General features: G+C 39.2%; 12 protein-coding genes. 4 read left to right on the forward strand and 8 right to left on the reverse strand.

The window, feature by feature from the left end:
- Positions 1 to 3: 3 nt before the first annotated feature.
- The 6 genes from B4B65_RS18525 to B4B65_RS18550 all read right to left on the reverse strand — a co-directional run bounded on the left by B4B65_RS18525 (position 4) and on the right by B4B65_RS18550 (position 8209).
- Positions 4 to 1002: a DUF5007 domain-containing protein gene (locus B4B65_RS18525; protein WP_293917768.1), complete on the reverse strand. Its 999-nt coding sequence runs from the start codon at positions 1000 to 1002 to the stop codon at positions 4 to 6.
- Between the two features lie 7 nt (positions 1003 to 1009).
- On the reverse strand, positions 1010 to 1666 hold the full coding sequence (locus tag B4B65_RS18530; protein WP_201678585.1) for a fasciclin domain-containing protein: 657 nt from the start codon (positions 1664 to 1666) through the stop codon (positions 1010 to 1012).
- A gap of 11 nt (positions 1667 to 1677) precedes the next feature.
- Positions 1678 to 3213: a RagB/SusD family nutrient uptake outer membrane protein gene (locus B4B65_RS18535; RefSeq protein WP_236581931.1), complete on the reverse strand. Its 1536-nt coding sequence runs from the start codon at positions 3211 to 3213 to the stop codon at positions 1678 to 1680.
- A gap of 22 nt (positions 3214 to 3235) precedes the next feature.
- Complete coding sequence (locus B4B65_RS18540) at positions 3236 to 6208, reverse strand: SusC/RagA family TonB-linked outer membrane protein (RefSeq protein WP_293917772.1); 2973 nt, start codon at positions 6206 to 6208, stop codon at positions 3236 to 3238.
- 343 nt (positions 6209 to 6551) lie between these two features.
- Positions 6552 to 6971, reverse strand: a complete 420-nt coding sequence (locus tag B4B65_RS18545; protein ID WP_003001411.1) for a SufE family protein — start codon at positions 6969 to 6971, stop codon at positions 6552 to 6554.
- Between the two features lie 14 nt (positions 6972 to 6985).
- Positions 6986 to 8209 (reverse strand): cysteine desulfurase, encoded by a 1224-nt coding sequence (locus tag B4B65_RS18550; protein ID WP_293917776.1) that lies wholly within the window; start codon positions 8207 to 8209, stop codon positions 6986 to 6988.
- Between the two features lie 190 nt (positions 8210 to 8399).
- On the opposite strand from B4B65_RS18550, the gene B4B65_RS18555 reads away from it, so the two are divergent.
- The 4 genes from B4B65_RS18555 to gap all read left to right on the forward strand — a co-directional run bounded on the left by B4B65_RS18555 (position 8400) and on the right by gap (position 12294).
- The gene (locus B4B65_RS18555) at positions 8400 to 9395 is read left to right on the forward strand and encodes an acyl-ACP desaturase (protein ID WP_003001415.1); all 996 of its coding nucleotides are present in this window, start codon (positions 8400 to 8402) and stop codon (positions 9393 to 9395) included.
- A gap of 87 nt (positions 9396 to 9482) precedes the next feature.
- Positions 9483 to 10547, forward strand: a complete 1065-nt coding sequence (locus B4B65_RS18560; protein WP_201678581.1) for an AI-2E family transporter — start codon at positions 9483 to 9485, stop codon at positions 10545 to 10547.
- A gap of 115 nt (positions 10548 to 10662) precedes the next feature.
- Positions 10663 to 11274: a peroxiredoxin family protein gene (locus B4B65_RS18565; RefSeq protein ID WP_201678580.1), complete on the forward strand. Its 612-nt coding sequence runs from the start codon at positions 10663 to 10665 to the stop codon at positions 11272 to 11274.
- A gap of 3 nt (positions 11275 to 11277) precedes the next feature.
- Positions 11278 to 12294, forward strand: a complete 1017-nt coding sequence (gap, locus tag B4B65_RS18570) for a type I glyceraldehyde-3-phosphate dehydrogenase (protein ID WP_293917781.1) — start codon at positions 11278 to 11280, stop codon at positions 12292 to 12294.
- Between the two features lie 136 nt (positions 12295 to 12430).
- Here gap and B4B65_RS18575 read toward each other — a convergent pair whose 3' ends face one another.
- Both B4B65_RS18575 and B4B65_RS18580 read right to left on the reverse strand, forming a co-directional pair.
- Positions 12431 to 13792, reverse strand: a complete 1362-nt coding sequence (locus B4B65_RS18575; RefSeq protein WP_293917783.1) for a hypothetical protein — start codon at positions 13790 to 13792, stop codon at positions 12431 to 12433.
- Between the two features lie 220 nt (positions 13793 to 14012).
- Entirely contained in the window at positions 14013 to 14789 is a 777-nt protein-coding gene (locus B4B65_RS18580; protein ID WP_293917785.1) for a TIGR02757 family protein, read from the reverse strand.
- Between the last annotated feature and the right edge of the window lie 65 nt (positions 14790 to 14854).

A 14854-nucleotide genomic window follows, 5' to 3' on the forward strand; every position in this document is an offset into this window, starting at 1 on the left:
CTGTTAATCGTTATCAAATAATGGAGCCTCATTGGAGAAATAATAAATCATTTCCCAATCTCCTTTTTCCAGTATAGTATAGTTCATCCCGATAATTGATATTTCACGCATACCTCCAAAGGCTGTTCTGGTATAACTGAACATAGATCGTGCAAGAGCTCCGTTGTTATATTTAGTATTGATCGTCGGAACCAGAGGAATCGGGTAGGCAACATCATAGCGCACAGAAGAAGAATCTGATGCAAATGTCATATTGAAACCGTGTACCAGTTCCTCCCATTTCGTCGTATTAAACTTGGAAAGCTTGATTGGTTTAAGATCCGGATCAAGAAATTTAAAGGTTAGTGAATTTCCTTCCCCCACTTTATTAAACCATACTTTGATATCCGAACCCGCCATCAGCGTACGGGTAGAGTCGCCTCTCACACCGATTGTCAACATAGGAGATACAGATCCGTTGTCATTATAAGGCTCATAAGAGCGCTCCATTTCCGGCATTAATTTCAAATCTCTGAAAAAACGCTTTCCGCCGTTGCTGCTTACCTCTACATCAAACAGGTAACCTGAATCCGGAAATGTTTTCAGGATATTCGAATTAGCATAAGAGTGCATAATAAAATTACCGGAGTGTTCTCCGATCTCCCATAGCGGACGCATTACCGTTTCCCGTTTAGCATTGATTTGCTCCAGCGATGTTTCCTCTCCGGTATAGCGGTCTTTCCACACAGAAACCGGAAATAATTTTTGCAATTCAGGAGCCGCTTTACCTTCATGTGTACGTACTGCAGAAATGCGGAACGTAAGAGGCAAAGTAGTCTGCCCAGGGTTAAAGTTGCCCGAGAAATAGGTTGTTCTGCCTAATACCGGCTTATATTCGGTACTTGTAAAATTCATATCCAGACTGAAAGCATCCAGATCTTCAGGAAAATTTTTCTTACATCCAATACACACAATAGCAGACAAAATGACTATCGCAATTGAATTGATATATATTCTCTTCATAATTTGATTACTTATTAAAACGTGTCAGGAATTCACCAAAACCAAACTCATGTCCGTTATTCAGAATATGAACTACTCCATTTGAAGTCTTGATATTTACAGCTTGCGTTGTTGTACGTGTCCACTGGCTCTGAAAATTGGAACCTTTGGTATCACTGTAATACACTGTTACCAATCCACCTCCTACAAATCCTGAAGACTCTTGTTTAATCCGTTGAGCATGCATATCCTGATTGTATCGGGCATTGATAAAAAGCCCGTCTACGAAAAGCATAGAATCAGTAGTCACCAGATCTTTGGAAATATACTTGCTGATCAGTGTATCCAATTGTACAGGATCCAGATCACGGATATATAACAAAGGTTTATTTTGTGTTTTCCTAACCAGATTAAGATTGGTGATAGCAGAATGGAAAGAAGAATTGGTTGGTGCAAAAATGGTGGTTGCCGTCGTTGCAATAGAATCTCTTAATGCCGGAAATTTATTCAGCACAGTCAATAAAGAATCATACACCTGAGGTTTAGACTGAAAATATTCAATCGTATTTCCTGTGAAGATATTCTCCTTATTTTCATAGTCATAATAGCCATCTGTCTTGGCGCAGCTCCATAAGGAAGCAGTGACAAGTAGCATAATGACGAATAGTATAGATTGTTGTTTCATAATTCAGGAGGTTATTTCCAATAAGGATTTTGTACTAATTCAGAATTATTTGATAATACTTCAGATGCAATCGGCCAGAAAATTCCTTTTTGATCGATAAGAATATTAAAGGCTGCATCGTTTCTTTTTATCTTTTTGTAGCGAACCAGATCATACCATCTCCATCCCTCGCCCAATAGTTCGCGACGACGTTCGGCAAAGATTTCATCTATCAGATCGGTAGCAGAAGAAGACTCCGAAAGACCACGGCTCTTTCTTATCTGATCCAGTATATTTTTAGCCAGTTCACGCTGTCCCAGTACAGCCAGGGCTTCTGCACGAAGAAGAGCAATCTCTTCCATACGTGTAAATACAATAGCCGAACTGAATAGCGGAAGGGAACCATCCGTTCCGGAAACCCCTTCGCGGATCACTTTGATTTTACTGAATACAGGTCTCACTCCTCCGAAATCTGTAAAATAAGTCGTCTGTACAGTTCCCGCACTATTAATGCTGAAACGTACATCCCCTGCTTCGTGAAAAATCTGGATGATTTGGTCTGCAGGTATATAAATATCAGCAACAGGTTTAGAAACTAATGGCGTAGCCAACGTAAGTTGTTCTAAATGCCCTTCAAATGAAGCCTCACTTGCCGTCCATGAAAAAGGCAAGGCAACTAATTGAGAAGAGTTAGAATTGCTGAAAAATCCTTTTTCAGATGTTAAAAAAGAAGATTCCACATACGCAGCACCCGCTTTATTTGCATTTTTTAAAACATAATCGGCATATACTGAAGCCTCCAGATAATTGCCACTCCAGGCTGCCACATGTGCCAGAATAGCATTTGCGGATACTCTGTTGAACAAGACTCCATTCCATTTGGTCTGATCAAAGCCCATATATTTTTCAGTTGGATAGATCTCATCGAATCGTGAGCCATATTGAAAAGGAAGAATTTCTGCAGCGGCTTTCAGTTCTTTCTCGGCATATGCCAATACTTCCTTCTCAGTCGATTGCTTTACCTTTGGAAAACTGCCTTCATATGACTTATCCCAGATCGGCACATCGCCCCAGGTCCGTGCCAGTAAGTAATAACAGAAACCTTTAATAACACGCATCTGTGCAACATCAATTTTATTGTTTAAGGCTGTGTATTGCTTATCATTGTTAATGATCTCCGGAGATTTTTCTATAAACAGATTGGCAGCGTTGATAACAGCATAAAATTTACGCCAGTTACTCAGTTTCTGAACTAAAGCATAAGATGAGTTCAGTTCACCGTTAATAATCACCTGCAGATCGCGTTTGCCTAATGAAGTAAAATCTCCATTTCTCAACTCTCCATACATCCACTGTGAATTGTTCTCTGCCAAAGCGCTGCGCAGTAAACCATATACACCCAGCATCGACCCGCGTGCATCATTAATATCTTTCCACTTATTCTCTTCATCAACAATATGTTGAGACTCGATATCCAGCATTTTATTACAGCCAACACTTACGATGGTCATTACTGCACCCAACATACATGTGGTCAGAAAACGCTTTTTAGAATATTTAATTTTCATTTTTCTTAACATAACCCAATGATTACAAGTCCATTTTAACACCCAATATGAACGTCTTCGGAATCCGCAGACCTAACCCCGTATCATATCCATAAAAATCTACTAACTCAGGATCTCTTCCTGTATACTTTGTGAGTGTCCACAGATTGCTTCCGCTCACGTACACATAAAATTTTGTAAATCTATCCTTGCTGCGATTCATCAGTTTAGTCATATCATATCCCACTGTGAGATTTCTCAGTTTCAGGAAGGAACCGTCCTCCAGAAACATATCCTGTTCTGCCTGATAAGGCGATACCGGAGACCAGGGATTATATAAAGGATATGCTTTATCATCAAAATTTTTCTCCCAGAATGTAATATCTCTGACCGCTCCTATAGCACTGGATTCATCCTGATTGGCAAAATCGTAATAGCTCGCCGCCTGAGAATTGAGGATATCTTTTTTCAGATTGAAATAAAGAAATGCACTTATATCAAAAGACTTGTATTTGAATTGATTATAGAATCCTCCGGTGTATTTAGGAAAAATATTACCCATTAACTGGCGATCCTTATTATTAATATCATAATCTCCGTTTACATCTATCCATCTTGGATCCCCGCCTTTCATATCGGTACCATTATAAGTCAGGATTTTATAAGTAGACGGATTCACCGGTACGTCCAGGTCATTATTGAAAATTCCCCGGTTCTGCAATAACCAAAAATGATCGATACGCTCCCCTACAGCCAGTTTTCGGGTTCCGATTTCAATTTCCTGAAGACCGTTTGGCAAGGCTTTCAGTTTATTATTGTTATAAGAGATATTAAAGGAACTGTTCCATGAGAAATCGTTTTTAGCAGGAAGGTTAAAATTCAGCGTCAGATCCACCCCTTTGTTATTGACAACCATTCCGCTTTTGCGCTCAAACTGATATCCGGACTCCGCCACGATAGGCACATTAAAGATAGCGTCCTTATTATCTTTGTTATAAAAATCTACCCGGGCTGTAAGCATGTTTTTCAAAAGGGAAACATCAAGTCCTACATTCAACATTTCTGTATAGGACCATGGCAGATCGTAGCCTACCCAACCTGACTGATACGGACGGCTTAATGTTCCTAATCCATTATATGAAAACACTGCTTTATTTCCATCCCAACCCAGTTCAGATGCATACTGAGGTCCTGCCGCATCCCGGTCTGTGGTCGGAATATTTCCAAGGCGTCCATAGGAAGCTAATACTTTAAAGTAATCGAAGAAGTCAGATTTTATAACGTGATTCAGATTATAATCCGCATTGACTGCATACGATAGAAACCAACGTTCAGAAGGTTGTACAGCAGATGAGCCATCATTCCGGATCAATGCTCCGATATTCCATTCGTCTTTGCGGGTATAGTTCAGTTTTCCGTAAAATGAAGCAAGTCTGTGCTGGATCTTGTCTGAATAGTAGTATGGAATAAAACCTATAGACTGCAGATAATTAGCATACTGCGAATTTCCTTCGACAACGTTTACTTTAATAAAATCGTTCGGTCCTCTGTATCCCTGAGCATAATTGTATTTTTGGGCATCAGCCTGATAATTAAATCCTCCTGTAAAACTGAAACGATCCTTATCATTCACATCATAAAAATAGTTCAGCGTATTATCAAATACCATCCGCTCATTGTAACCGAAGTAATTGGAGACATAATTATTCCCAGACATCAACGTTGAAGGCCAGAATACATTTCTTGTATTCTCATTGTAATCCATCATTAACTTCGGAGAGAAACTAAGATTCTTCAGAATGGCAAAATTCAGCGAGAAGTATCCGATAATACTGTTATTGAAATTCTCATCAATAGTCTTATCATACTCCTTCAGATACAAGCCGTACATATCTTTATTGGGAGAGATTGGCGTACTCAGATCCGGCACATAGCGTGTCTCACCAAACCTTTCGATGATCGATTTATTACGATCGCGATCCAGGCGTGTGGCATGTATCATACTGGAAATGGTCAACCATGGCAGAGGAATCATATTAATATAGAATGCCCCCTGATATCTTTTAAACTTCGCTGCATCAGCTGCTCCTGCATCTGAAGTATGTCCTGCGAAAAATCGGAAGTTAGAACGATTTCCTCCACCGACCAGACTACCGTTGAGTGAATAAATCGGAGAAGTTTTATAATACAGATCTGTCCAGTTAGAAGGACCGTAATAATTGACATTGGAAGAATCACTCAGATAAGCAGGATATGAAGCCTGTTGCAGGATATCTGCATAGCGATCATAAAATGGTTTTCGGAAATTCTTTTCAAACTCCCCGTTTATCGTAGAGACGCTTGAAGGAGTTGCAAATCCGAAGTTTCCGTTAACACTGATACGTCTCTCCCCTGCTGATGCATTTTTGGTTGTTATATAAATTACACCATTCGCCGCTCTTGGTCCGTAAATCGCCGCAGTACTGTAATCTTTCAATACATAAATAGATTCGATATTATCCGGATCCAGTACCGTGTTAATATTTGTTGCAGCTCCGACAGGTTGTATTGTATAATTTTGGATATCATACACAATTGCAGGATCCTCTGTCAGCGGAATACCATTCACAACAATCAGCGGCTTATTCTTATTGAAATCTGTCGCATGCAATACAGGTGTAGAAATACCTCTCACAGTTATTCCCTGCTTGATCGTTCCGGGTTCGCCGGAAGATTCCTGAATATACAGTCCCGCAATATTTCCCTTTAGCATCTGTTGAACAGATACAAAAGGTCTTAATCTGGCAGCTTCCATAGCGAGACTGTCCTTTCCCAGATAAGGCTTGGTCGCACTCAGGTCATAAATGAGTACCGAGTCAACTTGCGTGGTATCAACCAGCCCTTTGGAAAAATTGGTTATCCCAAAACCAGTAACTCTCTTACTTGATGCCTTAGTTCCCGGAGAAGCTGAAACGATCCCCGTCAAACATCCACCAATAAGAGAAAAAACCGTAGCAACAACGTATAATTTTTTCATTTAACGGATTTAAAAGATGAACACTTTTACCTAAAAAAACTTAGAGACTTCAAGGTTTATAATGGCTTTTCTCTTCATCAGGTTTATAGCCTTGTTAGTTCTATGTTAATTAATTGGTAGGGCAATATTAGAACTATAGAATGACATCGAAGAATGTCACAAAAACACAACCGTTTGCGTAACTAACTATAACGTTTTCGTGTTTACAACACACTTTTATTTACATAAAATGAACATCCAATATTTTTATTGTTTATAAATTAAACATAAAAGAAATTGAAGGGAGCAAAAAAAAGAGGTTGCGAATAACGAAACCTCCTTTTTCTATAAATGATAGCCTTAGTTAATTTTTTGCATGCAGTGCTACTGCATAAAGTTTCATCTGTTTCACCATGGAAAGTAATCCATTGGCACGTGTCGGAGACAAATGCTCCCGTAAACCGATACGATCAATGAAGTAAAGATCCGACTCCACGATCTCTTTTGGAGTATGTCCTGACAGTACTTTCACCATCAGACTGACCAGTCCTTTTGTGATTACAGCATCACTGTCCGCCTTAAAAATAATCTTGCCGTCTTCCATATCCGGATGTAACCAGACTTTAGACTGACAGCCTTTAATAGTATAATCCTCCGTCTTATATTGTTCGTCTACCAAAGGGAGTTCTTTGCCCAGTTGAATAATATATTCGTATTTCTGCATCCAATCCTCAAAGAATGAAAAATCTTCTATGAGTTCGTCTTGTATCTCGTTGATTGTCATATTTTTTACCTAATTTAAACGAGCATACTTACTGCTCGCTCTACTCCTGCTACCAGCTGATCCACTTCTTCTTTTGTATTATAAAATGCAAAAGAGGCACGTACTGTTCCCGGGATACCAAACTGATCCATAACAGGTTGTGCACAGTGATGTCCAGTACGAACAGCTATTCCCAGTTTGTCCAGAATCACACCGACATCGTAAGGATGCACACCATCTATTACAAATGATAGTACAGAGGACTTATGATCCGCAGTACCGATAATTCTCATTCCCGAAATCGCAGACATCCGTTCTGTTGCATAAGTAAGCAACTCCTCTTCGTATTTAGCAATTTGATCGAGTCCGACAGATTCAATATAATCTATTGCATCACCCAGACAGATACCCGCTTCAATATTAGGTGTTCCTGCTTCAAATTTGAAAGGCAGTTCATTAAAAGTCGTTTTTTCGAAGGTGACTTCTTTAATCATATCCCCTCCTCCCTGATATGGAGGCATAGCATTTAACAAATCTTCTTTGCCATACAGTACACCTACTCCGGTAGGACCGTACATTTTATGACCGGAGAAAACCAGAAAATCTACATCCAGATCCTGTACATCTACGGGCAGATGCTGAATCGCCTGTGCAGCATCAACCAGCACTGGCACACCATGCTCATGAGCAATCTGTATCAGTTCTTTCACCGGATTGATCGTTCCCAATGCATTTGACACATAAGTTAAGGATACGATTTTAGTTTTTTCAGAAAAAAGTGCACGATAAGCATCCATCTCCAGCTCACCTTTCTCATTCATAGGAATAACTTTCAATTTTGCTCCTACTTCATCGCATAACATCTGCCAGGGCACAATATTAGAGTGGTGCTCCATTGCAGATATCATGATCTCGTCATCCTTCCTGATATTAGCTTTACCAAAGCAGGTTGCTACAATATTAATAGCATGAGTAGTACCTGTCGTAATAATAATCTCATGTTCGTGAGCCGCATGAATAAAACGCTGTACCTTACGACGTGTTACTTCAAAGGCATCTGTAGAGATCTGACTCAGGAAATGTACACCACGGTGCACATTACTATTCATATCCGTATAATACCGAACAATAGCATCGATAACCTGCTGAGGTTTTTGTGTGGTAGCCCCATTATCCAGGTACACCAGAGGTTTGCCGTTTACTGATCTGGAAAGAATCGGAAAATCGGCCCTGATTTGGGATATATTGAAATTTTTCAAAATGTATACACGTTTATTAAAGTAGACAAAGTTAATAGTATTTGGACAAAAAATACGTCAGCACACTGTATTCTTTTGAAAATTTGATAGAATTAACGTTCTTCAAAACAATATGATTTGCATCACTTTCCAATCAAATTATGAAATTATTAAAATACAATTAATCATTATTTAGTTACCTTTGTATGCTATGCAAGAATTAAACCAACAAATACCAGAAGGATCCCGTAAAGAGGTCATGACTTATTTGGAGCCATTCATGCTGAATGAGATGAGCGAATATTTAAAGCCTGTTGAAGAAATGTGGCAACCGGCAGATTTTTTGCCTGATGCTTCCAGAGATACATTCTTTGAAGAGGTAAGAGACTTGCAGGAAAGTGCCAAAGAACTTTCTTATGATTTAGTTGCAGTGCTTATCGGCGACACCCTTACTGAAGAAGCTCTTCCTACCTACGAATCATGGTTGACTATGGTGGATGATGTGGAAAAAAATGAGCAGGGAGGATGGATGAAATGGGTGCGTGCATGGACTGCCGAAGAAAATCGCCACGGAGATCTGTTGAATAAATATCTTTACCTTACCGGACGGGTGAACATGAAAGAATTTGAGCGTTCGGCTCAATACCTTATACAGGATGGATTTGATATCGGTACAGGAAGAGATCCCTACCGTAACTTTATTTATACCTCCTTTCAGGAAATAGCAACTAACGTATCACACCGCAGAGTAGCCGGTTTGGCAAAAAAACACGGAGATAAACTTCTGGCAAAAATGTGTGGGGTCATTGCTTCAGATGAAGCCAGACATGCTAAAGCATATATGTCTTTTATTTCTCAGGCACTTGTGGTAGATGCAAGTGAAGTGATTCTGGCATTTGAAGATATGATGCGGAAAAAGATTGTTATGCCCGCTCAGTTTTTGAGAGAATCCGGAGAACCTCAGGGAGAGGCTTTTGCACACTTCTCTGATGCTGCACAACGACTAGGTGTATATACCGCAATAGATTATGTAGATATCCTGAAAGAATTAAATACAGACTGGAATATTGATAAACTGACCGGACTGAATGAACAGGCAGAAAAAGCAAGAGATTATCTGCTTAAATTGCCGGATCGCCTGCTCCGGTTGGCAGACCGCATGAAAACACCGTTAAAAGAATATAAATTCAAATGGATTTACGGATAAAACTTTAAAAAGCGCTAATAATTTAGCGCTTTTTTTATTTGTTAAACTATTTTATGATATTTATTAAAAAATAAACCAGATCTCAGGATGAAATACAAGCAAATACATAACAATTCTATCAATCAGATTATGCTGATTATTATTATCATCCTGATCTGCATACTTATCTTCACCAATCTATCTTACTATCTCCCTGGATTTCTGGGTGCCATTACCTTATATATTCTCTTTAGAAATGCCTATTTCAAAATGACAGAACAGCGAAAATGGAACAAATCGCTCGTCAGCCTGCTCATGGTACTTCTTACAGTTGTGTTTATTGTCTTTCCGACTTGGGGAATTATAAACTACATCACACCGGAGATGACAAATCTTGTTGGCGATAAAAATGATATTATCAAAAATTTCAATTCAATAAAAGATTATATAGCAACTGTACCTTTACTAAAAAATGTTGACCTCTCTGAAGAAGCTTTGCTGAATGTATTACAAAAACTTACCCGCTACCTTCCGAGTATTCTCAATTCTATCGCTGAAGTAGGTGTTAACCTTCTGGTATCTTTATTTGTACTGTACTTTATGCTGGTGCACTCCAAACGGATGGAATCAACCATATATCATGCTATCCCCTTTTCACCACAAAGTAAAAATGAACTGTGGACGGAGGTCAATATGATGGTTCGATCAAATGCCATTGGAATTCCCATACTGGCACTCTGTCAGGGCTTTGTAGCTATGATAGGATATTGGTTTCTGGGTGTTGACAATCCTATTCTTTGGGGAGGAATGACAGCTGTATCAACCATAATTCCGGTATTGGGAACAATGACCGTATATGTACCACTGTCTATATTCCTGTTTGCCAATGGTCAGATCGGCAATGGTATAGGACTATTGCTGTATGGATTTATTGTGATTGGTGGTATTGACAATGTACTTCGCTTTACGATCCTCAAAAAATTGGGAGATGTCCCTCCGTTGATCACAGTATTCGGAGTATTGCTCGGATTGAAACTTTTTGGAATGCTGGGTGTTATTTTCGGCCCCCTTATTCTCTCCTCTGTAGGTGTATTACTCAAGGTCTACAGCAATGAATACGGGCGCTCCAACAGTGGGATACCTGATGCCTCAGAAGACAAAACGCAGCCCTGAAACAAATACCATTTTTGAAAAGAACAGCCTACTGTCATATAACAGTATTCTTACTTTTAAACTTATATTTTTTTCATAGTTTTGAAGCCATAATATCATTAAGAGCAATATCCATATGAATAAGAAGTTAGTTTTAGGAGCGATGAGTATGCTTACAGCAACTCTGCTTTTCTCTTGCAATTCAGAAAACAAACAAGCTACACAGACATCCTCTGAGCAGGAAGCTGCACCTTCAGCAGATCCACATGCCGGGCAGGAAGCACATACTCCCGCTCAGGCTGCTCCACCGATGACAAAAGAAATCGCAAAAGTATTACCTGCAGATTTCACATTTTACAAACTGAAATCTGGTATCAGCTTTGGAAAAGCAGATCTTGCAAAAGATAAAAACTCCGTATTCGTTCTTTTTGATCCGGGATGCAGTCACTGCCAGCATGAAGCAACTGCGCTTTCCGATAATTACGACAAAATAAAAGGGGTAAACGTTTACTTCGTTTCTATGAATGACCCTGCTTTAATGGCTTCATTTTTTGATACATTCGGACCAAAATTAAACGGTAAATCAAACGTAGAGCTACTTTATGACCGTAATCAGGAGTTTATCCAAAAATTCCATGTTCCTTCGCAATTCCCGGCTAATTATATATACGGTCCGGACGGACAGCTTAAAGAACATTGGGAAGGCGACAAAAACATTAACGAGATTATTGCAGCTTACACAAAATAACGCATGATCAATATTGCGATCAATGGATTTGGAAGGATAGGACGGCATACACTTCGAAACATTCTGCTTAGAAATGTTGGGAAACAATTGTGCGTGGTTGCTATTAATGACCTGACAGACACCAAAACGCTAGCACATCTTTTCAAATATGATTCGGTACATGGTCCTTTTCAAGCTACTGTTACGTATGATGAAAATCATCTGTTTATAAACGGACAACAGATAAAGGTCAGCAAAGAAAAAAATCCGGAGCTGCTTCCCTGGGAAGCACTTGCAATTGATATCGTTATTGAATCTACAGGACATTTTACCTCCGGAGAGCAGGCGGCTTTACACCTGAAAGCCGGAGCAAAGAAAGTTATTATATCTGCTCCTTCATCAGACAAAGAAATTCCTACTATAGTTTTGGGCATCAATGATCAGTCATTCGACCTATCAGCTCCCATACTCTCCAATGCCTCCTGTACAACGAATAATGTGGCGCCATTGGTGAAAATTCTGGACGAAAACTGGGGGATTGAAGACGGATATATTACAACCGTACATTCTATGACCGGTGATCAGAATCTGCATGATGCTCCTCATCGTGACTTACGTCGTGCACGTGCAGCCTCTTCATCCATAATACCAACAAGTACCGGTGCTGCCAAAGCTATCACCAATGTATTTCCACATTTAGAAGGCCGTCTCGGAGGTGCAGGAATACGGGTTCCGGTATTAAACGGATCCCTCACAGACTTTACCTGTACACTAAAAAAACAGACTACAGTCGAAGAAATCAATGCAAAGTTTCAAGCTGCTGCAAATGGCTCATTAAAAGAAGTATTGTATTATACCGAGGATCCTATCGTATCCGTAGATATTATAAACAATCCCTATTCATGTGTCTTTGATTCACAACTGACCTCCATTGTTGGCGGATTGGTGAAAGTGGTCGGCTGGTACGATAATGAATTCGGATATTCCAACAGACTCGTCGATCTGTTGTTAAAAATAGACTCAACAACTGCTGCAGGATAATAAACCTATAGCAGTTGTTTTCAAACTTACACTTACACCACCCGATCTTCTATTGGTACAAGATTTTAGTTAAAGAGTTGACAAGATCCGCCCCTTAGATTTGCATTAAATCCTGAGTCAGGTGCAGATTGCATTCCTAAATATTCAATTCTACTTTGGCCGCATAAATACGTCCCGGATCACCAAACAGGGCTATACTCTCCACTACTACAGCAAAATTATTTTTAACTTTCCCGTTGAAGACCTCTTTTCCGTTAAGCCTGACTTTTACTGGTTTAGTAAAATCTACTTTATCCACATAAAGATCAATTTTTCCGGAAACGGTACCTTTCACTTCTATTGTAGTGATATCATAATTGTTTCCGCTTTTTTCAATTTTAAAAGATTTCCTTCCTCCCTCTTTACTCAGACCATCCAGTCTCACATACCCAAAACCTTTTCTGTAAGCACCGTCCGTATCATAATACATAAATGACAATACATCAGGATAAGTCACTCTTTTGCTTTGTTTGATCAACCAGGGAGTCACATCATAATAGTTGATACCATGCCCCTTACCAGGTTGAATGGTCACGACATGGTTAAAATAACCCGGGTTAGCCAAAGCAGCACTATCAAGCCTGTTCTTCCAGGAAATTCCCATTTCATTACGACCGAATCCGCGATCAAACTCTCCTACTTCAATGCGAACGGATGTATTTCTTAAATTCTCGATCGGAGCTGCTTCTTTAGTTTCCGGACCGGCCATAGGCCCTAATCCTGCGAAATAATCTGCATAGAAAGTTCCCATTCTAAAACTTCCGTATCCTCCTTCCGAAATCCCCAATATATATGTTCTATCCGGGTCTATTTCATTTGAAAGTACAGCCAGTTGCCAGGCTCTCAGCCAGGTAACTTGTTGAGGCTGATAATACCATCTTCCTATTCTGTCATCTGCCATCCGCGGCACAAAATAATATGCAGGACTATCCTGATAAGCATTCCCCAGTTTTTGGGCAGCCATCCATTCATAAGCGTTTGTTTCAGAATCCCATGGCTCCGATAATTCGCTGTATCCTCCGCCTCCGTGTAGATTTATAAAAAAAGGATAACCGGAAGCAGGTTTATCTCCTTTCACAAAGGTTTTTATTTTCATGCGCTGTCCCTGTGGAATATTCCAGATAAATTCTGTTCCATCCTTGCCCGCAGGAACAAACGTTGCTAATCTATCCTTATTGGCATCCTTCCAAAGTTCCCAGATTGTTTCCTTTTCCAACTTTAAAAGATGCGTCGGAATAGTTTGATTATAATAAACAGGTTCTATTTTTTCCAGATTTTCCGTTTCCAGATTCCGTTTAAAGTAATCTAAAAAATAAGAAGAACTTGATTTTTTCAGGGTTGATTTTTGGTTTGTAATCTGTAATTCTTTTCCCTGTTGAGCATATAAATTATGCATACCATAACTTACAATAAGAAATAACAAAGCCCCTTTAAAAACTGGTTTCAATTTTCTACTCATGGATATTAATAATAGTTAGTGTTATTTGGTTTTAAACAATTATCCGTAAAAGGATAATGTTAAGAATACTGATCATGCTCACATATCAACATGAAATTCAGATATATTTAGCTAATATACAGATTTTTAAAAATATTCAAAAGCTTAAATATCCTTTAAAAAATTTGTCACCCCAATGGATAGAGTTCCATATCACAGCAATTAAGAATCCTTAAGATTTTTACATCTCCCTCTCTACTCCCAATCCAAACAATGCAAAATCATATTTAACAGGATCCATAGGGTCCAGTAACCGGAGATTGTCGGTAAGCTCCAGAGCCGTTTTCCAATTCACTTTATCAAGCGTAATCAACCCGAATTTACGAGCCACTCTTTCGACATGAAGATCGCACGGACAAATCAGATCCTTTGGATGAATCCGGGTCCAGATTCCAAAATCAACACCGTTATTATCCTGACGCACCATCCAGCGCAAAAACATATTTATACGCTTTACCGTCGATTTTTGTACAGGAGCACTGATATGTTTTCTTGTACGTAAAGGAAAATCCGGAAGCGAGAAGAAATAATCCTTAAAAGCATTCAGTGCTTTCTCTACTGACACTTCTTTTGCCTGCTCCTGTCCAATCAAAAAAGCATCTTCAAGAGAATCAAATACTGAAAAATGGTACTTGAAAAAGTTGATAAAATACAATAGGTCTGTATCGTTAAAGGTACGGTGTTTAAATCCCAGCAACTGTTTCAGGTCAGTCTCTTCATGCTGCTGTATAAAATCAAAAGGTGCCCCATCCATGCGCTCAATCAGCTCCCTGCATTTATTAATAATAGTCTTACGCTGTCCCCAGGCCAGAATAGAAGCAAAAAAGCCCATGATCTCAATATCCTGTTTCTGAGAAAATAAATGAGGAATACAGATAGGGTCATTAGGAATAAAACCAGGCTGATTATACTGTTCAACCTTTAGATCCAAAAATTCTTTTATATTAAAATCAGACATGATCACGTAAAAAAAGGCTGTCTCCAATTCAATCTCTTACCTAACAACATTTCTGTCCTATGATT

Origin of the sequence: Sphingobacterium sp. UBA5789, from assembly GCF_002418355.1 — a bacterium.
Classification (GTDB): Bacteria; Bacteroidota; Bacteroidia; order Sphingobacteriales; family Sphingobacteriaceae; genus Sphingobacterium.

Excerpts from the sequence above, each read along its gene's own strand:
- B4B65_RS18575 (WP_293917783.1), bottom strand. The coding sequence starts at position 13,792 with ATGAGTAGAAAATTGAAACCAGTTTTTAAAGGGGCTTTGTTATTTCTT.
- B4B65_RS18525 (WP_293917768.1), bottom strand. The coding sequence starts at position 1,002 with ATGAAGAGAATATATATCAATTCAATTGCGATAGTCATTTTGTCTGCT.
- B4B65_RS18555 (WP_003001415.1), top strand. The coding sequence starts at position 8,400 with ATGCAAGAATTAAACCAACAAATACCAGAAGGATCCCGTAAAGAGGTC.
- B4B65_RS18580 (WP_293917785.1), bottom strand. The coding sequence starts at position 14,789 with ATGTCTGATTTTAATATAAAAGAATTTTTGGATCTAAAGGTTGAACAG.
- B4B65_RS18560 (WP_201678581.1), top strand. The coding sequence starts at position 9,483 with ATGAAATACAAGCAAATACATAACAATTCTATCAATCAGATTATGCTG.
- B4B65_RS18545 (WP_003001411.1), bottom strand. The coding sequence starts at position 6,971 with ATGACAATCAACGAGATACAAGACGAACTCATAGAAGATTTTTCATTC.
- B4B65_RS18535 (WP_236581931.1), bottom strand. The coding sequence starts at position 3,213 with ATGAAAATTAAATATTCTAAAAAGCGTTTTCTGACCACATGTATGTTG.
- gap (WP_293917781.1), top strand. The coding sequence starts at position 11,278 with ATGATCAATATTGCGATCAATGGATTTGGAAGGATAGGACGGCATACA.
- B4B65_RS18565 (WP_201678580.1), top strand. The coding sequence starts at position 10,663 with ATGAATAAGAAGTTAGTTTTAGGAGCGATGAGTATGCTTACAGCAACT.
- B4B65_RS18530 (WP_201678585.1), bottom strand. The coding sequence starts at position 1,666 with ATGAAACAACAATCTATACTATTCGTCATTATGCTACTTGTCACTGCT.
- B4B65_RS18540 (WP_293917772.1), bottom strand. The coding sequence starts at position 6,208 with ATGAAAAAATTATACGTTGTTGCTACGGTTTTTTCTCTTATTGGTGGA.